This window comes from Streptomyces sp. NPDC058257, assembly GCF_042881845.1.
Lineage (GTDB): Bacteria > Actinomycetota > Actinomycetes > Streptomycetales > Streptomycetaceae > Streptomyces.
Genome location: NZ_JBHVXJ010000003.1, coordinates 39084 through 60427 on the forward strand (window position 1 = coordinate 39084; position 21344 = coordinate 60427).

The 21344-nt window shown below is 70.1% G+C and carries 21 protein-coding genes and 1 tRNA gene; 6 read left to right on the top strand and 16 right to left on the bottom strand.

The window, feature by feature from the left end; genetic code table 11:
* Positions 1–25: 25 nt before the first annotated feature.
* From ACFVXC_RS09100 to ACFVXC_RS09160, 13 genes are all read right to left on the bottom strand, one after another.
* Complete coding sequence (locus ACFVXC_RS09100; protein WP_389903140.1) at positions 26–667, bottom strand: protein-tyrosine-phosphatase; 642 nt, start codon at positions 665–667, stop codon at positions 26–28.
* On the bottom strand, positions 664–1311 hold the full coding sequence (locus ACFVXC_RS09105) for an L-threonylcarbamoyladenylate synthase (protein WP_389903143.1): 648 nt from the start codon (positions 1309–1311) through the stop codon (positions 664–666). Before ACFVXC_RS09105 ends, ACFVXC_RS09100 begins: the two co-directional genes overlap by 4 nt.
* Before the next feature lie 47 nt (positions 1312–1358).
* On the bottom strand, positions 1359–2204 hold the full coding sequence (gene prmC, locus ACFVXC_RS09110) for a peptide chain release factor N(5)-glutamine methyltransferase (protein ID WP_383278520.1): 846 nt from the start codon (positions 2202–2204) through the stop codon (positions 1359–1361).
* Positions 2205–2252: 48 nt separating this feature from the next.
* Positions 2253–3329, bottom strand: a complete 1077-nt coding sequence (gene prfA / locus ACFVXC_RS09115) for a peptide chain release factor 1 (RefSeq protein WP_389903146.1) — start codon at positions 3327–3329, stop codon at positions 2253–2255.
* Positions 3330–3458: 129 nt separating this feature from the next.
* Positions 3459–3680 carry a 50S ribosomal protein L31 gene (gene rpmE / locus ACFVXC_RS09120; RefSeq protein ID WP_389903149.1) on the bottom strand — a complete coding sequence of 74 codons (222 nt, stop codon included), beginning with the start codon at positions 3678–3680 and terminating at the stop codon, positions 3459–3461.
* A 178-nt stretch (positions 3681–3858) separates the two neighbouring features.
* Positions 3859–4974, bottom strand: coding sequence for an LCP family protein (locus ACFVXC_RS09125; RefSeq protein WP_389903151.1), 1116 nt, complete (start codon positions 4972–4974; stop codon positions 3859–3861).
* A 357-nt stretch (positions 4975–5331) separates the two neighbouring features.
* Positions 5332–7428 (bottom strand): transcription termination factor Rho, encoded by a 2097-nt coding sequence (gene rho / locus ACFVXC_RS09130; RefSeq protein WP_389903154.1) that lies wholly within the window; start codon positions 7426–7428, stop codon positions 5332–5334.
* 373 nt (positions 7429–7801) lie between these two features.
* On the bottom strand, positions 7802–8719 hold the full coding sequence (thrB, locus tag ACFVXC_RS09135) for a homoserine kinase (protein ID WP_389903156.1): 918 nt from the start codon (positions 8717–8719) through the stop codon (positions 7802–7804).
* A 260-nt stretch (positions 8720–8979) separates the two neighbouring features.
* On the bottom strand, positions 8980–10038 hold the full coding sequence (gene thrC / locus ACFVXC_RS09140; RefSeq protein WP_389903158.1) for a threonine synthase: 1059 nt from the start codon (positions 10036–10038) through the stop codon (positions 8980–8982).
* Between the two features lie 6 nt (positions 10039–10044).
* Positions 10045–11334: a homoserine dehydrogenase gene (locus ACFVXC_RS09145; protein WP_389904383.1), complete on the bottom strand. Its 1290-nt coding sequence runs from the start codon at positions 11332–11334 to the stop codon at positions 10045–10047.
* Between the two features lie 142 nt (positions 11335–11476).
* Positions 11477–12868 carry a diaminopimelate decarboxylase gene (gene lysA, locus ACFVXC_RS09150; protein WP_389903161.1) on the bottom strand — a complete coding sequence of 464 codons (1392 nt, stop codon included), beginning with the start codon at positions 12866–12868 and terminating at the stop codon, positions 11477–11479.
* A gap of 44 nt (positions 12869–12912) precedes the next feature.
* Positions 12913–14040 carry an ArgS-related anticodon-binding protein NrtL gene (nrtL, locus tag ACFVXC_RS09155; RefSeq protein ID WP_389903164.1) on the bottom strand — a complete coding sequence of 376 codons (1128 nt, stop codon included), beginning with the start codon at positions 14038–14040 and terminating at the stop codon, positions 12913–12915.
* A gap of 150 nt (positions 14041–14190) precedes the next feature.
* Positions 14191–14655: a response regulator gene (locus tag ACFVXC_RS09160; protein WP_389903166.1), complete on the bottom strand. Its 465-nt coding sequence runs from the start codon at positions 14653–14655 to the stop codon at positions 14191–14193.
* A gap of 263 nt (positions 14656–14918) precedes the next feature.
* Here ACFVXC_RS09160 and ACFVXC_RS09165 point away from each other — a divergent pair.
* Positions 14919–14990, top strand: a tRNA-Arg gene (locus ACFVXC_RS09165).
* Positions 14991–15117: 127 nt separating this feature from the next.
* Here ACFVXC_RS09165 and ACFVXC_RS09170 read toward each other — a convergent pair.
* Positions 15118–15696, bottom strand: a complete 579-nt coding sequence (locus ACFVXC_RS09170; RefSeq protein WP_389903169.1) for a TetR/AcrR family transcriptional regulator — start codon at positions 15694–15696, stop codon at positions 15118–15120.
* A 105-nt stretch (positions 15697–15801) separates the two neighbouring features.
* On the opposite strand from ACFVXC_RS09170, the gene ACFVXC_RS09175 reads away from it, so the two are divergent.
* Together ACFVXC_RS09175 and ACFVXC_RS09180 are read left to right on the top strand one after the other, a co-directional pair.
* A complete protein-coding gene (locus ACFVXC_RS09175) occupies positions 15802–16389 on the top strand; it encodes an FAD-dependent monooxygenase (RefSeq protein WP_389904385.1) in 588 nt (195 codons plus the stop codon).
* Entirely contained in the window at positions 16289–17566 is a 1278-nt protein-coding gene (locus tag ACFVXC_RS09180; protein ID WP_389903172.1) for an erythromycin esterase family protein, read from the top strand. Before ACFVXC_RS09175 ends, ACFVXC_RS09180 begins: the two co-directional genes overlap by 101 nt.
* A 132-nt stretch (positions 17567–17698) precedes the next feature.
* Here the strand turns inward: ACFVXC_RS09180 and ACFVXC_RS09185 are convergent, their stop codons facing one another.
* Together ACFVXC_RS09185 and ACFVXC_RS09190 are read right to left on the bottom strand one after the other, a co-directional pair.
* Complete coding sequence (locus ACFVXC_RS09185; RefSeq protein WP_389903175.1) at positions 17699–18376, bottom strand: response regulator; 678 nt, start codon at positions 18374–18376, stop codon at positions 17699–17701.
* Entirely contained in the window at positions 18376–19371 is a 996-nt protein-coding gene (locus tag ACFVXC_RS09190) for a HAMP domain-containing sensor histidine kinase (RefSeq protein WP_389903177.1), read from the bottom strand. Before ACFVXC_RS09190 ends, ACFVXC_RS09185 begins: the two co-directional genes overlap by 1 nt.
* A gap of 365 nt (positions 19372–19736) precedes the next feature.
* Here ACFVXC_RS09190 and ACFVXC_RS09195 point away from each other — a divergent pair, with 365 nt between their 5' ends.
* The 3 genes from ACFVXC_RS09195 (at position 19737) to ACFVXC_RS09205 (ending at position 21310) form a co-directional block, all read left to right on the top strand.
* Positions 19737–20090: a TraR/DksA family transcriptional regulator gene (locus ACFVXC_RS09195; RefSeq protein ID WP_389903179.1), complete on the top strand. Its 354-nt coding sequence runs from the start codon at positions 19737–19739 to the stop codon at positions 20088–20090.
* A gap of 84 nt (positions 20091–20174) precedes the next feature.
* Complete coding sequence (locus tag ACFVXC_RS09200; RefSeq protein WP_389903181.1) at positions 20175–20531, top strand: TraR/DksA family transcriptional regulator; 357 nt, start codon at positions 20175–20177, stop codon at positions 20529–20531.
* Positions 20528–21310: a rod shape-determining protein gene (locus tag ACFVXC_RS09205; protein ID WP_389903183.1), complete on the top strand. Its 783-nt coding sequence runs from the start codon at positions 20528–20530 to the stop codon at positions 21308–21310. The genes ACFVXC_RS09200 and ACFVXC_RS09205 overlap by 4 nt, the downstream gene beginning before the upstream one ends.
* Positions 21311–21344: the final 34 nt, after the last annotated feature.

The following is a 21344-nucleotide window of genomic DNA, read 5'->3' on the forward strand; positions in this document are numbered from 1 at the left end:
ATCCGCCCACCGTGCACAGAAAGGTTTACGCCTTGGCCCGCACGCCCGTCAGCGCCGTCACCACCGGATCGAGCGCCTCGTTGATCTCGTCACCCACCGAGCGGAAGAAGGGCAGCGGCGCCCCATAGGGGTCGTACACCTCGTCCGCCTCGGCCGTGGGCGCCAGGAGCCAGCCACGCAGCGCCGCGGCGGCCCGTACCAGGGCCCTGGCCCGCTCCACGACACCTCCGTCGGGGTCCGGCAGGGTCGCCGGGTCTATGGCCCGTACAAGGCGCGTGAACTCCTTGAGCGTGAACGTGCGAAGCCCGGCCGAGTGGCCCATCGAGATGACCTGCGCCCGGTGGTCCCGGGTCGCCGTCAGGACGAGGTCCGCGCGGATGACGTGCTCGTCGAGGAGCTCGCGCCCTTTGAACCCGGAGGCGTCCGCGCCGAAGTCCGCGAGCACCGCCTCGGCGTTGGTCTCCATGGGGGCGCCCTCGTGCCCCCACGTACCCGCGCTCTCCACGATCAGACCACCGGTGAAGGGATCGCCCAGGCGGTCGGCCAGGGCATGCCTGGTCAGCCGCTCGGTGATCGGCGAGCGGCACACGTTGCCGGTGCTGACGTGGAGGATGCGGAACGAGTCGGGAGAAGCCGCTATGCCACGCCCCGTCTCAGGGGCTGTCAATTCGCCACCTCGAGGTCGGGTACCACCTTGCGGAGCTCCTCCGCGTCCAGGGCACCCGCGCGCAGCAGTACGGGCACCTTGCCGGTGACGTCCACGATCGAGGAGGGGATGATGCCGGGCGTCCTGCCGCCGTCCAGGTACACGGAGACGGAGTCTCCGAGCATCTCCTGAGCGGCGTCACAGTCCTCCGGGGAGGGGTGCCCGGTGAGGTTCGCCGATGAGACCGCCATGGGGCCGACCTCGGTGAGCAGCTCGATGGCGACGGGGTGCAGCGGCATCCGGATCGCGACGGTGCCACGGGTGTCCCCGAGGTCCCACTGGAGCGACGGCTGCTGCTTGGCGACCAGGGTCAGCGCACCGGGCCAGAAGGCGTCGACGAGCTCCCAGGCCGACTCGGAGAAGTCGGTGACCAGGCCGTGCAGGGTGTTCGGGGAGCCGATGAGGACGGGCGTGGGCATGTTGCGGCCCCGGCCCTTGGCGTCGAGCAGGTCGGCACACGCCTCCGGGGTGAAGGCGTCGGCACCGATGCCGTAGACGGTGTCGGTGGGCAGGACGACCAGCTCGCCACGGCGGACGGCCGACGCGGCCTCGCGCAGACCGGTCGTACGGTCGGTCGCGTCATTGGTGTCGTATCGCCGTGCCATCTAGCGGGCCTCCTCGTACACGAACGGCTGGCTTGAAGTGGGAGTGCTCACGGCATCGCCTTGCGGGCGGTCGCGAACCTCGGCCGGTTGTTGAGGTCGGGGTGATCGGCCGCGTCGGCCCAGCCCCGCTCCTCGGTGAAGATCCACGGCACCTGGCCGCCCTGGGTGTCGGCGTGCTCGATGACGACGACACCTCCGGGCCGCAGGAGGCGGTGTGCGGTGCGCTCGATGCCGCGGATCAGGTCGAGGCCGTCCTCGCCGGAGAAGAGCGAGAGTTGCGGGTCGTAGTCGCGGGCCTCGGGAGCCACGTACTCCCACTCGGTGAGCGGGATGTACGGCGGGTTCGAGACGACGAGGTCGACCTGGCCGTCGAGCTCGGGGAGGGCGTCGCGCGCGTCGCCCTGGGAGAGCTTGACCCTGGATCCCTCGACGTTCTTGCGCGTCCACTTCAGGGCGTCCTCGGACAGCTCCACGGCGTACACCCGCGAGCGCGGGACCTCCTGGGCCATGGCGAGCGCGATGGCGCCGGAACCCGTACAGAGATCGACGATGAGCGGCTCGACGACGTCCATCGCGCGCACGGCGTCTATGGCCCACCCGACGACCGACTCGGTCTCCGGGCGCGGTACGAAGACACCGGGGCCGACCTGCAGTTCGAGGTAGCGGAAGAAGGCGCGCGCGGTGATGTGCTGGAGCGGCTCGCGGGCCTCACGGCGCGCGATCGTCTCCCAGTAGCGGGCGTCGAAGTCCGAGTCCTTGACGGAGTGCAGCTCGCCCCGCTTCACGCCGTGCACGAAGGCGGCGAGCTCCTCCGCGTCGTTGCGCGGCGAGGGCACGCCGGCGTCGGCCAGCCGCTGGGTGGCCTGGGCCACTTCCGCGAGCAGCAGGTTCACGCTGGTCCTCCGGGGCTGAGCTGAGCGATGGGCGGGTGCGGTCGGGTCTCAGGCTGCCGCGAGCTTGGCTGCCGAGTCCGCGTCGACGCAGGCCTGGATGACCGCGTCGAGGTCCCCGTCGAGCACCTGGTCCAAGTTGTACGCCTTGAAGCCGACGCGGTGGTCCGAGATCCGGTTTTCCGGGAAGTTGTACGTCCGGATCTTCTCGGAGCGGTCGACGGTGCGGACCTGGCTGCGACGGGCGTCCGCGGCCTTGCTCTCCGCTTCCTCCTGAGCCGCGGCGAGGAGCCTGGAGCGCAGAATACGCATCGCCTGCTCCTTGTTCTGCAGCTGGCTCTTCTCGTTCTGGCAGGAGGCCACGACTCCGGTGGGCAGGTGCGTGATGCGCACCGCGGAGTCGGTGGTGTTGACCGACTGGCCGCCGGGGCCCGACGAGCGGTAGACATCGATGCGCAGGTCGTTGGCGAGGATCTCGACGTCGACCTCCTCGGCCTCGGGCGTCACCAGGACGCCGGCGGCGGAGGTGTGGATCCGGCCCTGCGACTCGGTCGAGGGCACGCGCTGCACGCGGTGCACGCCGCCCTCGTACTTCATCCGCGCCCAGACGCCCTGTCCCGGCTCGGTCGCGCCGTTGCCGCCCTTGGTCTTCACGGCGACCTGGACGTCCTTGTAGCCGCCCAGCTCGGACTCGGTGGCGTCGATGATCTCGGTCTTCCAGCCGACGCGCTCCGCGTACCGCAGGTACATGCGCAGGAGGTCGCCCGCGAAGAGCGCCGACTCGTCGCCGCCCGCGCCCGCCTTGACCTCAAGGATGACGTCCTTGTCGTCGCTGGGGTCGCGGGGCACCAGGAGGAGCCGCAGCTTCTCGGTGATCTCCTCGCGCTGCTTCTCCATGTCCTTGACCTCGGCGGCGAACTCGGGGTCCTCCGCGGCCAGTTCACGGGCCGTCGCGATGTCCTCGCCGGTCTGCTTCCAGGCGCGGTACGTCGAGACGATCGGGGTCAGCTCGGCGTAGCGCTTGTTGAGCTTGCGCGCGTTGGCCTGGTCGGCGTGGACCGAGGGGTCCGCGAGCTTCGTCTCCAGATCGGCGTGCTCGCCGATCAGTTCCTCGACCGCCTCGAACATCGGGGTCTCCTGGTTTTCTGCGTTTCTACGCGAAGGTTCTACGCGAAAAATGGCTGCTGCGTCAGACGGCAAAGCGCCGGTCCCAACCGCCCCCTCCCGAGGGCGGCCGAAGACCGGCGCAGTGGCTCGCTACTTGTTGGCGGCGGCAGCCTTGCCGAAGCGGGCCTCGAAGCGGGCCACGCGGCCACCGGTGTCGAGGATCTTCTGCTTGCCCGTGTAGAACGGGTGGCACTCCGAGCAGACCTCGGCGCGGACGGTGCCGCTGGAGATCGTGCTGCGGGTGGTGAATTCGGCGCCACAGGTGCAGCTGACCTGGGTCTCGGTGTACTCGGGGTGGATCTCGCGCTTCAAGGTGTCTCCTAGTTTCGGGAGGGCTCCGGGTCGTACGCGCGGATTGCTCGTACGTGAACCGGGACCGACGGACCAGTCTGCCAGGACTGGTCGCATCTGCCCAAACCGGGGTGGGTTCCGTTCTATTCCCGGCGGGCCGCGAACGGCGCTGCTTGCCGCCGTCTGTCGCTGTTCGCCGCTACTTCACGACGTCGCTCGCGTCGCCCTTGTCGCCCGCGGACTTCTCGGTGGCGGACTTGGGGATGGCCTTGTCGGCCTTGAGCGCCGCCCAGACCTGCTGGTCGGCCTTCTCCAGGGGCAGGACGCGGTTGGGGTCGTTGGGGTCGTACTGGATGGGCAGCGTGACCATCTTCATGTCGCCCCCGCCGATGCCCTTGAGCCCGCTCGCGAAGCTCGCGAGGCTCTTGACGTCGTTCAGGTCGGAGTCGGTGGTGATGGCGCTGGTCGCGTCGTTCGCGAGGTCGTAGAGCTTCTTCGGGTTGCTGAAGACACCGACGTCCTCGACCTGCTTGAGCAGGGCCTTGATGAAGGCCTGCTGCAGCTGGATGCGGCCGAGGTCGCTGCCGTCGCCGACGCCGTGCCGGGTGCGGACGAGACCGAGTGCCTGCTCGCCGGTGAGCTGGTGCGTGCCCGCGCCGAGGTCCAGATGGCTGTCCTTGTCGTGGATGGCCTTCTTGGTGGTGATCTCGACGCCGCCGAGGGTGTTGATGAGCTTCTTGAAGCCCGTGAAGTCGACCTCTACGTAGTGGTCCATCCGGATGCCGGACATCTTCTCCACGGTCTTGACGGCGCAGGCGGGGCCGCCGACCTCGTACGCCGTGTTGAACATCTGGCGCTCGCCGCCCGGATCCGTCCGGTCGTCGTCCGTCTTGCACTCGGGGCGGGATATGAGCGTGTCGCGGGGTATGGAGACGACGCTCGCCGTCTTGTGGCCCTTGTTCACGTGCACGATCATCGCCGTGTCCGAGCGGGCGGCGCCCTCGTCCTTGCCGTACTTGGCGTTGTCGCCCGAGCGGGAGTCGGAGCCCAGGACGAGGATGTCCTGCGAGCCGTTGTCGACGTTCTTGGGGCGGTCCGTGCCGAGCGCCGCGTTGATGTCGACGCCCTTGATGTTGCCGTTGAGCTTGAAGTACACGAAGCCGAGGCCCGCACCGCCGAGGACGATCACCGATGCCGCGGTCCACGCGGTGATGACGAGGACCTTGCGGCGCTTGTCGCGCGGCTTGCGACGCCGACCGCCACCGCCTCGGTGCCGCTTCGGTGCCGTGTCCCCCGATGTGCTCTCGTCGCGCATGTTCTCCTCTGTCCTCGTCGGGTCGGTTACCCCCTGCTTTCAGGGTCAGTCGCAAACAGTCGCGGTCTGTCGTTACTTGTCAGACGTGGAAACCGAAAGAAGGGTTGCACAGCCACTTATGCGCGCCCCGGCGCGCGCCCGTGACGCATCGTGCACTCCTGCCCCGCCTTTCCCGCTCCTCACCTGCGTTTTTCTCCGTCATGGGGCTACTGCCCGTGACCATAAGAATCTCTTAGGGGTGTGGCCAAGGTCATTCAGCGCCCCTTTCACACCCCACCCGCACCTCGCGCTCCCCGCAACGCGGAAGGCCGCCCCCGTCGCGTGACGGGAGCGGCCTTCTGCGTACGTACGCGAGGACTAGTCGTTGCCGTTGCCCGGCGTCGGCGTCGTCTTCGCGATCTGCATGAGGAACTCGGCGTTCGACTTCGTCTGCTTCATCTTGTCGAGGAGCAGCTCGATGGCCTGCTGCGAGTCGAGCGCGTGCAGCACCCGGCGCAGCTTCCAGACGATCGCGAGCTCTTCGCTGTTGAGCAGGATCTCTTCCTTACGGGTGGAGGACGCGTCGACGTCCACCGCCGGGAAGATGCGCTTGTCGGAGAGCTTCCGGTCGAGCTTGAGCTCCATGTTGCCGGTGCCCTTGAACTCCTCGAAGATCACCTCGTCCATGCGCGAACCGGTGTCGACCAGCGCGGTGGCGAGGATGGTCAGCGAGCCGCCGTCCTCGATGTTGCGCGCCGCACCGAAGAAGCGCTTCGGCGGGTAGAGCGCGGTCGAGTCGACACCACCGGACAGGATGCGCCCGGAGGCCGGGGCCGCCAGGTTGTACGCACGGCCCAGGCGGGTGATCGAGTCGAGGAGCACGACCACGTCGTGGCCCAGCTCGACGAGACGCTTGGCGCGCTCGATGGCCAGCTCGGCGACCGTGGTGTGGTCCTCGGCCGGACGGTCGAAGGTCGAGGAGATGACCTCGCCCTTCACCGACCGCTGCATGTCGGTGACCTCTTCCGGACGCTCGTCGACCAGGACGACCATCAGGTGGCACTCGGGGCTGTTGACGGTGATCGCGTTCGCGACCGCCTGCAGGATCATGGTCTTGCCGGTCTTCGGCGGAGCCACGATCAGGCCTCGCTGGCCCTTGCCGATCGGCGCGACGAGGTCGATGATCCGGGTCGTGAGCACGCCCGGGTCGGTCTCCAGGCGGAGCCGGTCCTGCGGGTAAAGGGGCGTCAGCTTGTTGAACTCCGGCCGCCCGCGCCCGGATTCGGCCGCCATGCCGTTCGCCGAGTCGAGGCGCACGAGCGCGTTGAACTTCTCGCGGCGCTCGCCGTCCTTGGGCTGACGGACCGCGCCGGTGACGTGGTCACCCTTGCGCAGACCGTTCTTGCGGACCTGGGCGAGCGACACGTACACGTCGTTCGGGCCCGGGAGGTATCCCGACGTACGGATGAACGCGTAGTTGTCGAGGATGTCCAGGATGCCCGCGACGGGGATCAGTACGTCGTCGTCGGCGACCTGCGGCTCGTTGGCGCCGCCGAACTCGTCGCGGCCACGGCGGCCACGGCGGTCGCGGTAACGGCCACGGCGGCCGCGGCGGCCACCCGCCTCGTCGTCGAAGTCGTCCTGCGGTCCGTTGTCCCGCTGGTCCCGCTGCTGACGGTCGCCACGGTCCTGGCGGTCGCCGCGGTCCTGCCGGTCCTGGCGGCCGCCGCCCTGCTGGCGGTTGCCGCCCTGTCCCTGCTGGTCGTCGCCCTTGTTGCCACGGCGGTCGCGGTCGCGGCCACGGCCCTGGCGGTCTCGGCCCTGGCGGTCACGGCGGCCTTCGGCGTTGTCGCCGGAACCGTCGCCCTTGGCCTCGGACGGCGCGTCCGTCCTGGCCTCGTTCTTGGCGTCGTTCTTGGCGTCGTTCTTCGGCTCGCCCTTCGCCTCGGCGGCGGGCGTCTCGGGGCTGCCCGCGTCCGCGGTGGCACGGCGACGGCCGCGACGCTCGCCCTTGTCGGCACCCGCGGGCTGGCCCGGGATGTCGATCTGCTGCTGGGCGGCCTCTTCGGCCGTGGTGCCCACGGTCGGCTCGGCCTTGGCGGCCTTGCTCGCCTTGGCGGCCTTCTCCGTGCTCGCTGCGGTGTCCTCGCCCGTCCGGGCCTTCGAGGTCGCGCGGCGCTTGGGCTTCGTCTCGGTTTCGGCGGACGAAGCGGACGCGGCACTCTTCGCGGGGCTGCTGCCCCCGCCGGCCTGCGCCTCCTTGATGACCTCGATCAGCTGGCTCTTGCGCATGCGCGCGGTGCCCTTGATACCGAGGCCGGATGCGACCTGCTGCAGTTCCGCCAGCACCATGCCATCGAGGCCGGTGCCGCGGCGCCGCCGGGACCCGGCCGAAGCACCGGTGGCAGGCGCCGCAGAGGCGTCCGTCGCGGGCGTGTCGGCAGTCACGCCCATCAGATCGGTGGTGTCGCTCACGAAGGGTCCTTCCCTGGAGCGGACGTCGGCCTGTCTGGCTCGGCGACCGGTTGTGCTGTCCGGAGGTCCTCTGGTGTGTGGACCGTGCCGGGGCGGTGGTCCGCCAACGCGCGGCGGAAGAATTCACTGGTGATGGCGAGTCCCGGTGAGGTGCCACTCATGTGCGGTGTCACTCGACTCGGTCACGCCGGTTCCGGAGCGTGCTCGGCACCGCTCAGTGCGGGGCACAGAGCAGTTTTGGAGGCTCCCGGAAGGATGGATGTCCCGGACGGGGACACGAAGCACCTCGCCATGGTGGGGTCGGGTGCAGACTTGAGGTTAACACTACCGGATCCAACAAACATTCCCCCTCTCCTAATCCGGCTAACGGGTGTCAGGGCGCGAGCGGCAGCACACTCGCACCGGTCGCGTCGAGCGCCAGACGGTTGGCCGCCCAGCCCTCGCCTGCGAGGCGTGCGACCTTGTCCGCCGCACTCTCGTCCACCAGCGCCAGGACCGTGGGCCCCGCGCCGGAAATCGTTGCCGGGACACCGTCCGCGCGCAGGCGTTCCACCAGAGCGGCGCTCTCGGGCATGGCGGGCGCGCGGTACTCCTGGTGGAGCCGGTCCTCGGTCGCGGGAAGCAGCAGTTCCGGGCGTCTGGTCAGGGCCTCGACGAGCAGTGCGGCGCGGCCCGCGTTGGCGGCCGCGTCGACGTGCGGGACGGTGCGTGGGAGCAGTCCGCGCGCCGTCTCGGTGAGGACGGACTTTCCGGGTACGAAGACCACCGGAACGATGGAACCGGCGGGCTCCATCCTGATCGCCCGCGCCGCTCCCCCGTCCATCCAGGAGAGCGTGAAACCGCCGAGCAGACAGGCGGCGACGTTGTCGGGGTGGCCCTCGATCTCGGTGGCGAGTTCGAGCAGGGCGTTGTCGTCGAGCCGGGCGTCACCGCCTATCGTCACGGCGCGCGCGGCGACGATGCCCGCGCAGATGGCGGCGGACGAGGAGCCGAGGCCCCGGCCGTGCGGAATGCGGTTGGCGCAGACGATTTCGAGCCCGCGCGGCTGTCCGCCGAGCAGGTCGAAGGCGGTGCGCAGGGAACGTACAAGCAGATGCGACTCGTCGCGCGGGAGCGTCTCGCTGCCCTCACCTGCGATGTCGATGTTCAGTCCGGTGTCGGCCACCCGCACGACGACATCGTCGTACAGACCCAGCGACAGGCCTAGGGCGTCGAAGCCCGGGCCGAGGTTGGCGCTGGTGGCGGGGACGCGCACCCGGACGGCGGCGGCGCGGAACGCGGGACCGGCCATCGCTCGATGACTCTCCTTGAGCTGCGATCTTTTGAGGACTTGCCACGTGATGAGGCACTACCCGAAGGCCGCTCTGCGGCAGCACCGCGGCATATGCGGCGGGGCGGGTTCGGTACAGCCTATCGAAGGAAGGTTCTGTGGCGACATAGGGCGCACAGGAGGCGCACGATGCGTGTCGTAAGCCCCCTGTGCACCCCCTATGCGGGAGTTGCGGGATTTCCAGACGGATATGCCCGCCGTTCAGCTGCGATTACCCCAGGTTATGCGAGACCGAGGCGCTCGGCCGCGGCGGCCGAGTCGACCGGGACCGTGACCGGCTGCGGAGCGCCCGCGACGGCCCAGTCCGGGTCCTTGAGGCCGTTTCCGGTGACGGTGCAGACGATGCGCTGCCCCTTGTCGACCTTGCCCTGCTCGGCCGCCTTCAGCAGACCGGCGACGGAAGCGGCCGACGCCGGCTCGACGAAGACACCCTCCTGGGACGCCAACAGCTTGTAGGCGCGCAGGATCTCACGGTCCGTCACCTCGTCGATGAAGCCGTCCGACTCGTCCCGCGCGTCGAGGGCGTACTGCCACGAAGCGGGGTTGCCGATGCGAATCGCGGTGGCGATGGTCGACGGGTCCTTGACGATCTCACCGCGCACGATGGGCGCGGAACCGGAAGCCTGGAATCCCCACATGCGGGGGGTGCGCGACGAGATCGAGTCGGCGGCGTACTCCTTGTAGCCCTTCCAGTAGGCCGTGATGTTGCCCGCGTTCCCCACCGGCAGGACGTGGATGTCGGGGGCGTCACCGAGCGCGTCCACGATCTCGAACGCGGCCGTCTTCTGGCCCTCGATGCGGAACGGGTTGACCGAATTGACCAGCGCCACCGGATAGTTCTCGGAGAGGGCGCGGGCGAGGTTCAGGCAGTCGTCGAAGTTGCCGTCGACCTGGAGGATCTTCGAGCCGTAGACGAGCGCCTGGCCCATCTTGCCGAGCGCGATCTTGCCCTGCGGCACGAGGACGGCGCAGACCATCCCCGCGCGTACGGCGTAGGCGGCGGCGGAGGCCGACGTGTTGCCGGTGGAGGCGCAGATGACGGCCTTTGCGCCCTCCTCCTTGGCCTTCGTGATCGCCATCGTCATGCCGCGGTCCTTGAAGGACCCGGTCGGGTTGGCGCCCTCGACCTTGAGATGGACCTCGCAGCCGGTGCGCTCGGAGAGCACCTGCGCGGGGACGAGCGGCGTGCCGCCCTCGCGGAGCGTCACGACCGGCGTCGTGTCGGAGACGGGAAGACGGTCCCGGTACTCCTCGATGATTCCGCGCCATTGGTGGGTCATTACTGACTACTCCCCTTCAACCCGCATGATGCTGGCGACACCACGCACGGTGTCGAGATTCCGCAGTGCCTCGACGGTGCCGGTGAGGGCGGCGTCGGGCGCGCGGTGGGTGACGACGACGAGGGAGGCCTCGCCGTCCTTGCCCGTCTGACGGACCGTATCGATCGATACGCCGTGCTCGGCGAAGACCGTCGCGACCTGGGCGAGGACACCCGGCTTGTCGGCTACGTCGAGGCTGATGTGGTAGCGCGTGACGACCGCGCCCATGGAACTCACGGGCAGCTGGGTGTACGCGGATTCGCCGGGCCCCGTGGACTCGGCGAGCTTGTTCCGGCAGACGGCTACGAGGTCGCCGAGAACGGCCGACGCGGTGGGGGCGCCGCCCGCGCCGGGACCGTAGAACATGAGCTGTCCGGCGGCCTCGGCCTCGACGAACACGGCGTTGTACGCCTCGCGGACCGACGCCAGCGGATGGCTGAGCGGAATCATCGCGGGGTGCACGCGCGCGGTGACGGACCCGCCGTCGGCGGCACGCTCACAGATGGCGAGCAGCTTGATGGTGCAGCCCATGCGCTTCGCGGACGCGAAGTCGGCGCCGGTCACCTCGGTCATGCCCTCGCGGTACACGTCGTCGAGACGCACGCGCGTGTGGAAGGCGATACCGGCGAGGATCGCGGCCTTGGCGGCGGCGTCGAAGCCTTCGACGTCGGCGGTCGGGTCGGCCTCGGCATACCCGAGGGCGGTGGCCTCGTCGAGCGCTTCCTGGTACCCGGCACCCGTCGTGTCCATGGCGTCGAGGATGAAGTTGGTGGTCCCGTTGACGATGCCGAGAACGCGGTTGACCTTGTCGCCGACGAGGGACTCGCGCAGCGGCCGGATCAGCGGGATCGCACCGGCGACGGCAGCCTCGTAATAGAGGTCACGGCCGTGCTCCTCGGCGGCGGCGTGCAGCGCTGCGCCGTCCTGGGCGATGAGCGCCTTGTTCGCGGAGACGACGGACGCGCCGTGCTCGAAGGCGGTGGTGATGAGGCCCTTGGCGGGCTCGATCCCCCCGATGACCTCGACGACGACATCAATGTCACCGCGTTTGACCAGCGCGGTGGCGTCGGTGGTGACGAGGGAGGGGTCGATGCCCTCGCGCACCTTCGACGGGCGGCGGACGGCGACACCGGCGAGCTCCACCGGTGCACCGATCCGGGCCGTGAGGTCGTCGGCGTGCGTCGTCATGATGCGCGCCACCTCTGAGCCGACAACCCCACAGCCCAGCAGCGCCACCTTCAGCGGACGCGTACGCATCATCCGACCTCACTTCTCATACATCTACAGTGGGACCAGTCTCACCCACCGGATCGCGGTTTCTATCCACGGTCCGGATCGTGAGACACACATTTCACTGGCCGATACTCTGCCACGCTCTGTCTCTCGGCCGGTTTTTTCCTCAGCCGACATCGAGACGCAGGAGATCTTCCTCCGTCTCGCGCCGGACGATGACCCGCGCCTCACCGTTCCGCACGGCGACGACCGGCGGACGAAGGGCGTGGTTGTAGTTGCTCGCCATGGAGCGGCAGTACGCACCGGTCGCGGGCACGGCGATCAGATCACCGGGAGCGAGGTCCGCCGGAAGGAACGCGTCCTTCACCACGATGTCCCCGCTCTCGCAGTGCTTGCCGACGACGCGGACGAGCATGGGCTCGGCGTCGGACTTCCGCGAGACGAGCGCGACGCTGTACTCGGCGTCGTAGAGCGCGGTACGGATGTTGTCGGACATGCCGCCGTCGACGGAGACGTACGTACGCAGTCCTTCGAGCGGCTTGACGGTGCCGACCTCGTAGAGGGTGAAGGCGGTGGGCCCGACGATGGCGCGTCCCGGCTCGACGGAGATACGGGGAGTGCGCAGATCGGCGGCCTCGCACTCCCGCGTCACGATCTCGCCGAGCGACTTGGCGATCTCGTGCGGCTCGCGGGGGTCGTCGTCGGAGGTGTAGGCGATGCCGAGCCCACCACCGAGGTCGATCTCGGGAAGCTCGACGCCGTGCTCGTCACGGATCTCGGCGAGCAGCTGCACCACGCGGCGCGCCGAGACCTCGAACCCGGCCATGTCGAAGATCTGCGACCCGATGTGCGAGTGCACTCCGGTGAGCTCCAGACCGTCGAGCTGCAGGGCCCGCCGCACGGCCTCGGCGGCCTGTCCCCCGGCGAGGGCGATGCCGAACTTCTGGTCCTCGTGGGCGGTGGCGATGAACTCGTGGGTGTGGGCCTCGACGCCGACGGTCACCCGGATCTGCACGCGCTGACGGACACCGATCCGGTCGGCGATGTGCGCGACGCGCACGATCTCCTGGAAGGAGTCGAGAACGATGCGCCCGACACCGGCGGTGACCGCCCGCTCGATCTCGTCCTCGGTCTTGTTGTTGCCGTGGAAGGCGATGCGGTCGGCGGGCATACCGGCGTCGAGAGCGGTGGCGAGCTCACCAGCGCTGCACACGTCGAGGTTGAGCCCTTCCTCGTGCAGCCACCGGACGACGGCACGCGAGAGGAAGGCCTTACCGGCGTAGAACACGTCGGCGTCCGAGCCGAAGGCGCCGCGCCAGGCGTGGCAGCGGGCGCGGAAGTCGTCCTCGTCGAGGAAGTAGGCGGGGGTACCGAACTCCTCGGCGAGCCGGGTCACCTCGATCCCGCCGACGGTGACGACACCGTCCGCGGAGCGATCGACTGTCTGCGACCAGACCTTGGGGTCGAGGGAGTTCAGATCGGCGGCCGGGGCGGTGTAGTGCCCTTCGGGCACCACGTCGGCGTGGCGGGGTCCGGCGGGGTGTGCGGAGCGGCTCATGTCGCGTTCGTCTCTCTCACTTCATTCACGTCTGTCTTCACGTGTCACAAGTACTCGGGGGCACTGATGCCGAGCAGGGACAGGCCGCCTGCCAGCACCGTCCCGGCGGCTTCGGCGAGCGCGAGCCGGGCGCGGTGGGCGGCCGAGGGTTTCTCGTCACCTGGCGGAAGGACGGCGGGCTGGAAGGCGAGGAAGGCATCGGCGGTGACGACGAGATGCCGGGCCAGACGGTCGGGGGCACGGTGGTGGTCGGCGGCGGCGAGGACGCGGGGGTGGTCGGCGAGGGCGTCAAGGAGCTCCCGCGCCGCTGTTTCCGCTGTTCCCGCCACGTCGCCGGGGGCACCGGCGAAGCCGAGAGCGGCGGCGTTGCGGGTGAGGGCGCGGGTGCGGGAGTGGGCGTACCGCACGCGGAAGAGGGGGTTGCCCGCGCGCTGGAGCAGGTGCTCTTCGCTGATGCGGGGCCGGTCGTGGGCGGCCGGGTGCAGGAGGGCCCAGCGGGCGGCGTCGCGGCCGAGGAAGGTGGGGTCGGCCGGGGCGGGGACGGGGCGCAGCGTGCTGACGGAGGCGGGAGGCCGCCCATGTCCGTCCACCTGGACGCCGAGGGCGTCCCAGCCGGGGTCGGGGGCCTCGTCGCAAGTGATGCGTACGTTCTGTGCGGGGGCGCCCTGGGAGATGAGGATGCGGCGCAGGGAGTCGGCGAGGACGGCGGCGCGGACTTCGCGGGCCACGTGCAGGTGGCGGGCTTCGCTGTCGCCGGTGCCGCCGGTTCCGCCGGACCCCGGGCGGGCGTGACCGTAGCGGTCGCCGCGGGTGAGGACGTCATGGACGAGGGCCGCGGAGAGGCTCCCGGCACGCCCCTGGCTGCCGCCCCGGTCGAGCGTGATGTTGAGGAAGCCGGGCCCGGTGATGTCGATGGCGGCGATGCCGGGCTCCCGGGCGAGCCGCGGGGACAGCACTTCGGCGACCTGGAGGGGCGTCCGCCCGGCGGCGCGGGCGACTTGCAGGGCCACGTTGGTGGCGTAGTCCCCGGACCCGCCGGGCCTGGGCCGTTCGACGACGACTCGCCGGGTCATGTCCACGTCACTCGCGTCATCGAGGGCACTGAGCTCGCCGTCATCGACGGCACGGCGCATGGCGCGCAGCACGGTGCGGGAGAGCTCGACGGGGGTCACAGGTCAAGCGTATGGGAGGAGGGGGGTGGGCACGCGACCTGGTTTCCCGGATGGTCCGGGATGTGGACGGGGAGGGGGTCCGCGCGGTCAGGGGGCGGCGGAACGGGGCAACCGGACCAGTGGCCGTCGGCTCCTGCGGCAGCGGCTGGATCAGCCGCCGGATCGACCGGCGCGCTCAGCTTCTCCGGCGGCCCCACGCTCATTGCCGAGGGCGCCACGCGCGCCCCCGCCACCACCGCCCCCGTCCTCCATCAACTGCCGTACTATCCCGAGTAGTTCGGAAGGTTCAAAGGGCTTGGCGAGGAACGCGTCCACGCCTACTTCGAGCCCGCTCTCGACCTCGTACTGAGTACAGGCGCTGACAATGACGATGGGCAGGTTCCGGGTCCGCGGATCGGAGCGCAGCCGGGCGGAGGTACGCAGCCCGTCAAGGCGGGGCATCACGACGTCGAGGGTGATGACATCGGGTCTGACCTGATTCACCACGTCCAGGCACTCGGCACCATCAGCCGCGGTCACCACCTCGAAGCCCTCCAGCTCGAGGTTGACCCTGATCAGTTGCCGGATGACCTTGTTGTCGTCCACAACAAGCACGCGGCCGGACACACCTGACACAACTCGAGAGTAGGTCCGCGCCCGCCGCCGCGTCCGGGTTTTCCCTACTTCCGCACCTTGCGGGGAAGCGGGAGATGGATCTGGTGCGGGTCAGGCGAGGGTCGGGCGGTACAGCCGAGGGCGACCTCCGGGACGCAGGGTGCGCAAGCGACGACCCCGACGCCCCCCCCCCCCACAGCCACGGAGGTGCGGAAATACCTGTTCCTGGAGAGCCGTTCGGAGCTGGTAGGGTTCAACACGTCGCCGCGAAGCAGCGCTGACACGCCCCCGTAGCTCAGGGGATAGAGCATCGGCCTCCGGAGCCGGGTGCGCAGGTTCGAATCCTGCCGGGGGCACCTTGTATAAGGTGTCCGAGGACCCCGTCACCAGCGGAAACGCTGAGAACGGGGTCTTCGCGTATGTGCGGGCGGATGCAGCCGTCCGCCATGGAGGGCCGCTGCGTCCGCTACGAAGGGCCGTCTTTCACGGTCGTGGTCCCATTCCGGTGAAGAGCGCTTCGAGGATCCCGTCGACGTACTCATGACTCAGTGGTTCCTGTGTGATCAGGAACTGGAAGTACAGCGGACCGGACAGGATCGCCATCGCCAGGTTCAGGTCGAAAGCGGGCGACAGCTGACCCTGGTCCTGGGCCGACTTCAGGCGTGCGACGGTCTTCTCCACCTGCGGGGCGATGAAGCGCTCATTGAGCGCCGCCGCGACCTTGGGGTCGTGCTGGGCCTCGCCGATCAAGGCCCGGAAGAGGTGGCTGAACGGCCCCCGGGCCATGAGGTCGACGGCCGCGTGGATCTGCTCGCGCAGGTCGGCCATGACGTCGCCCGTGTCGGGATAGTCCAGGGCCGGTCCGTTGAGCGACATCAGCGAGTCGAGCAGCAGGGCCCCCTTCGAGGGCCACCGGCGGTAGATGGTGTGCTTCCCCGCGCCGGCGCGGGCGGCGACCGCCTCGATGCTGAGCTTGGCGTAGCCGATCTCCTGTCCCAGCTCCATCGTGGTTCGCATGATGGCTTCGGTCAGGTCGGAGCCACGACGGCGGGCATTGGTCATGCCTCCACAGTAGCGGTACGGCACGGCACGTGCCGTACCTTATGGGAGGGGGTGGGGCGCATGGACACCGACGTGATCGTCGTGGGTGCGGGTCCTACGGGCCTGATGCCGACCGCGGAACCGCGCACCTGCGGCGTACGCCCCCTTGTCCAGAGCGGCAATCACAGCCTCGCGAGACGCCGTCATGAGGTCGTCGGGGTGATCCAGGACCACGAGGGCGTGAGCGCGCGAGTACGGTGCGCGGACGGACCGCGCCGGGTGACCGCCCGCTACCTGGTCGGCTGCGACGGGCGCGCGCAGCCGTGTGCGCGACATGGCGCGCATCCCGTTTCCGGGGACCAGCCCTCCGACGCCCTCGCGCCCCCGCTGCGAGGAGCGCTCACCGCCTGGTGCGGAGACCCGCGCGAGCCCGGAGACCCGCGCGAGAACGAGGGGCCCGCGCGAGAACGGGGGACCGGGCCACCGACCGACCGCCACCGACCGACCACCGACCGGCCACGGCCCACCCACCGATGGCCCACTGATGACCCGTACTTGATGAGGAATCCCCCCCCGCACCCTCCCCAGTTCCCCACGCGGAAGAGCCACCAGCATGCCTGTTACAACCGACCACACGCCGTTCGCCGACTGGCTCCGCGGCCATGCCGTCCCGCTCGGCCACCTCGACCCGGCGGCGCCCCTGGACGACCTTGAGCCGCTGCGCGACATCCTCGACGGGGTCCGCGTTGTGGCCCTCGGCGAGCACTCCCACTTCATCGCCGAGTTCGTCCAGATGCGCCAGCGCATCCTGCGGTTCCTGGTCGAACGCTGCGGGTTCACCGTCCTGGCCTTCGAGTACGGCTTCAGCGAAGGCTTCCCCCTCGACGCCTGGGCGCGGGGCCAGGGAACCGACGACGATCTCTGCGCCCACCTCGCGGGAACGGTCCCCATCGGGCTCCAGGAGCCGCTGCGCTTCCTGCGCGGGCACAACCGCACCGCCACGCCGCCGGTCAGTTTCGCGGGGATCGACATCCCGGCGGCGGGCGGATCGTTGCTTCCCGCCCTGGCCCCGGTCGCCGACTATCTCCGCGAGGTCGACCCGGAATCGCTGCCGACGGTCCGGGCCGCGACGGCGATCGCCGAATCCTTCGCCGGTGACTCCGCGGCCGTGGCCGCACCCGCGTGGGCCCGCCTGACCACCGCCGAACAGGACACCCTCAGCGCGCTCCTGGCACGCCTGCTCATCCGGTTCCGCTCCCTGAAACCGCTGTACCTCTCCCGCGCAGACCGGCGCGGCTACGACATCGCCCTGCGGCGCCTCGAAGGCGCCTGCCACGGCGACTACACCTTCCGCGCCATGGCAGGCCTCTTCGCCGGGGACGGCCTCACCGCCGACACCTCGGCCCGCGACCTCTACATGGCCCAATCACTCCTGTGGCACCTGAACCGCCTCGAACCCGACGCCCGCGTCGTGCTCGCGGCCCACAACGCCCACATCCAGAAGACACCGATCGCCTTCGACGGTCACCTCACGGGGCTCCCGATGGGACAGCACCTGCACAACGCCCTCGGCGACGCGTACTTCGCCCTCGGCCTGACAAGCGCCACGGGGCACACAGCCAAGATGCACCGCGACGAGAAGGCCGCCTTCGGGTTCACCATCGCCGACACCCCGCTGGGGCCGCCCGAGCCCGGAAGCATCGAAGCGGCCTTCCTCGACACCGGTGTCGGACTCGGCATGGCCGACCTCCGCCGGGCACGAGCCGAGAACGTCAGCGGCCCCGACCGCATCCGGCTGCAGAGCGTCTACGTGCACACCCCCGTCCTCGACGCGTTCGACGGCGTCCTCAGCACCCCGGCCTCCACCGTCGCTGATATCGCCCCGAGTTGAGGCACGCGTATCCGTACCGCGCCGCCACCCGACCGCTGCCGGGAGGCGGCGCGGTTTCAGACCCGGGCGGGCGATGGGGACGGTCCGGCGGCGGGGCTCCTGGCGGGCTCGCGGGTACGCCGTAGGCAGCCCTCAGGGTTCGATGAGGCCCGCTCGAATCGCGTAGCGCGTGAGTTCGAGGCGGTTGCGCAGGCCCAGTTTGTGCAGCAGGTTCGCGCGGTGCCTGTGGACCGTCTTGATGCTGATGAAGAGCATCTCGGCGATCTCCTTGGAGGAATGGCCCTCCGCCACGAGCTTGAGGACCTCCTCCTCGCGCGCCGTAAGGACCTGGTCGGGCGGTTCCTCGCCGTGGTGGACGCGGTCGAGGTAGTTGCGGATGAGGGCCGTGACCGCTCCCGGGTACAGGAACGGCTCGTCCCGCATCGCCGCCCGGCAGGCGGCCACCAGGTCCCGGTCGGCCACCGACTTCAGTACGTATCCGCTGGCGCCCGCCTTCAGCGCCTGGAAGAAGTACTGCTCGTTGTCGTGCATCGTCAGCATCAGGACGCGGACGCCCGGCTTCAGGGCGGCGAGTTCGCGCGCGGCCTGCAAGCCGGTCATCCGGGGCATCGCGATGTCCAGCACTGCCAGGTCGACCTCGTGCGTGCGGGCCAGGGCGACGGCCTCCGCGCCGTCCCCCGCCTCGGCGACGACTTCGAGGTCCCGCTCGCCGTCGAGGATCAGCCGTACCCCGCGACGTACCAGCGCGTGGTCGTCGGCGAGGAGGATGCGGGTCCTGTCCGGCTTCGACGCGTCGGCGGCCGTACTCATCAGTGCTTCCCGGGCGTGGGAGTGGGCGTGAGGGTGGGGGCGGTGCGGTCAGGGGCGGGGAGCGGGACCGTCAGCCGGACCCGCGTACCGGTGTTCGGCTCCGAGGTGACGTCCAGCGATGCCCCGATGAACAGAGCCCGTTCCCGCATCCCGCGGATTCCCGCGCCCTCGTGCGCGACCCCGGTCCCGCGGCCGTCGTCCGCGACGGTCAGCGCGACCGCGCCGCCGGCGCGGCAGAGACTGAGCTCGACCTTGCCCGCCTCGGCGTGGCGGGCCGCGTTGGTCAGGGCCTCCTGGGCCACCCGGTACAGGACGAGTTCCGCCTGCTCGTCGAGTGGTGGCAGGTCCGGGTCGTAACGGCGCACCACCCGCAGTCCGGCGTGCGTGGCGAACTCGGTGGTCAGCGACGTCAGGGCGCTGATCAGACCGAGGTCGTCCAGTACGCCGGGACGCAGCCTGCGCACCAGACGGCGTACTTCGTCCAGGCTCCCCCGGGTGATCTCCTGCGCCTGCTGGAGCTCACCGCGCAGGGGTTCGTCCGCCTCGTCCGACGCCCTCTTCAGGGCGAGCAGGACCGCGGTCATGGTCTGGCCGACCTCGTCGTGGAGTTCCTGGGCGATACGGCGCCGCTCGGATTCCTGCGCGAGGAGGACGCGGGCGCTGCTGGCGGCCCGTTCCTGCTCAAGTCGTTCCAGCATGGCGTTGAAGGTGCGGATCAGCTCCGCGGTCTCGCCGCGGCCCTGTTCCGGGAGGCGGTGTCCTGGGCGCAGCAGGTCGACGGTGGTCATCAGCCGGGTGAGCCGTTCCAGCGGGGCGAGGCCGATCCGTAGCAGAGCCGCGTTGGCGACCAGCATGACGGCCATGCCGACCACGAGGATGACCGCCTCGGTCAGCACCACCGGCACGGAGACGGTGACCGGCGCCCACAGCAGCAGCGCGGTGGCGCTTCCCAGCACTACCGCGTTGAGCGCGAAGATCCGCCAGAACAGGGACAACGGGTGGTGCCTTTCTCGTACGCGCTTGTATGCGCTTGTATGCGCTTGTATGCGTGCTCTCGTGCGCGCTTGCCTGCGTGCTCTCGTACGCGCTTGCCTGCGTGCTCTCGTACGCGCTTGCCTGCGTGCTCTCGTGCGCGCGGGCTCACTCGTTCCCGTACGCGCGTGATCTTGACCGGTTCGCCGTCCAGCCTGCCCGTTTCCCTTCCGTCCGTCGATGGGGTGCAATGCCCATTTTCCCGCTCCGGTCGGCCCACGACCCGATGGGGTCCGGGAGACGGCAGAGATGGGTATCGCGCCCGATGGGTTTTGCGCGGCGTAGCGGCGACTGTGGGAGCGGAAGCCCGGCGAAGGAAGGATCCGCCATGTCGCTCGACACCCGCACTCCCCCGGTCGAGGCCCGCCCCCAGCGGGTGACCCCGCGCGAGGCGCGCCGACTCCTGGAACACGAACGTGCCTCCCGGCTTACGCAGCTCCAGGCCATGGGCGAGGCCGGGCAGGAGGCGCGGGCGGTGGAGGAGGCGGACGAGGCGCAGGTGATGGCGGCGCAGAAGGACACCATCGAGCGGGTCCTCATCGAGATCGATGACGCGCTCGGCCGCGTCCAGGACGGCAGCTACGGGACCTGTCCGGGCTGCTCCAAGCCCATCCCCGTCGAGCGCCTGGAGATCCTGCCGTACACGCGGTTCTGCGTTCCCTGTCAGCGCAAAGCCGACTGACCAGCGCTCTCCTCTCTGCCCTGTCTGCCCCCTGTCCCTCCGCCCTGTCCGCCCCGTCTCCCGCCCTGCCCGAGGGGTGAAGTGATGAACCATCAGCTCATCGACCTGTCGTCCGACGACCTCGCCGCGCTCCGCGAGAACCTGCGTGAGCAGTTCCTGTTCCGCCGGGAACAGCTGCAACAGCTCTCCGCCTCCGCGATGCCCCGCGCGGACACGCGTCTCGACCGGCACAGCGCCGCGAGGACCGAGGTCCGCGTCAAGCTCGCCGCCTCCGCCCGCATGGTCCTCGCCGACGTCGAGGCCGCTCTGGGGCGCATGGACAGCGGCGACTACGGCGCCTGCCGCCTGTGCCGGCGGCCCATCGCCCGCGAGCGCCTGATGATCGTGCCGCAGGCCTGCTTCTGCGCCCGCTGCCAGCAGGTCCAAGGGGCCGGCCGATGACCGGCATCGCCCTCGACCTGGGCAGCGCGCGGACCCGTGCCTGGACGTCAGGACGCCGGATGATCCTCGACGTTCCCACGGTGACTTTCCACGGCGGCGGTGCCGTGTACCCCATCCGGCGCGGTGCCATCGTCGACACCCCCGGGACCGCCCGCATGCTCGACCGGCTGCTGGGCCACCGCCTGCCCCGCTTCGGCCGGCCCCTGCTCATCCTGACCGCGCCCGTACTGGGCGGAGTCGCCTACCGTGCCGAAGCCCGCGTCGCCGTCGAGGTCCTGCGTCCGCGCACCGTTCTGACCATCCCCACCGCGCGTGCCGTGGCCGCGGCCGCCGACGCCGATCTGACGCGTCCTCTGCTCGTCGTGGACATCGGCGCCCACCTCACCGAGGTCGCGCTCCTCGCCGACGGCGCGGTGGTCGACGCCCGCCACACCGCCCTGGGAACGAGCGACGTGGACGGCGTGACCTCGTCCCCGCCCGTTTCGATCACCGACTGCGTCGTCGCGATGGTGACCGCGATGCTCGAACAGGACCGTACGTCCCGGACCCTCGAAGCCCTCCGGCGGGGCGCGCTGCTCGCCGGCGGGGGCGCTCTGCTCCCCGACGTCAGCTACGGCCTCACCGGGCAACTGCACGCTCCCGTCCAGGTGGTGCCCGCCCCGCACACGGCCGCGGTGCGTGGCGCCGCGAAGCTTCTCCGGGCGGCGCACGCCCATCCCTCCGCGACCGAAGGCACCGCAGGCACCGCAGGCTCCGCAGGCACCGGGCACACCGACTAGGCCCCACCCCATCACCCACGCTCAAGGAGAGATC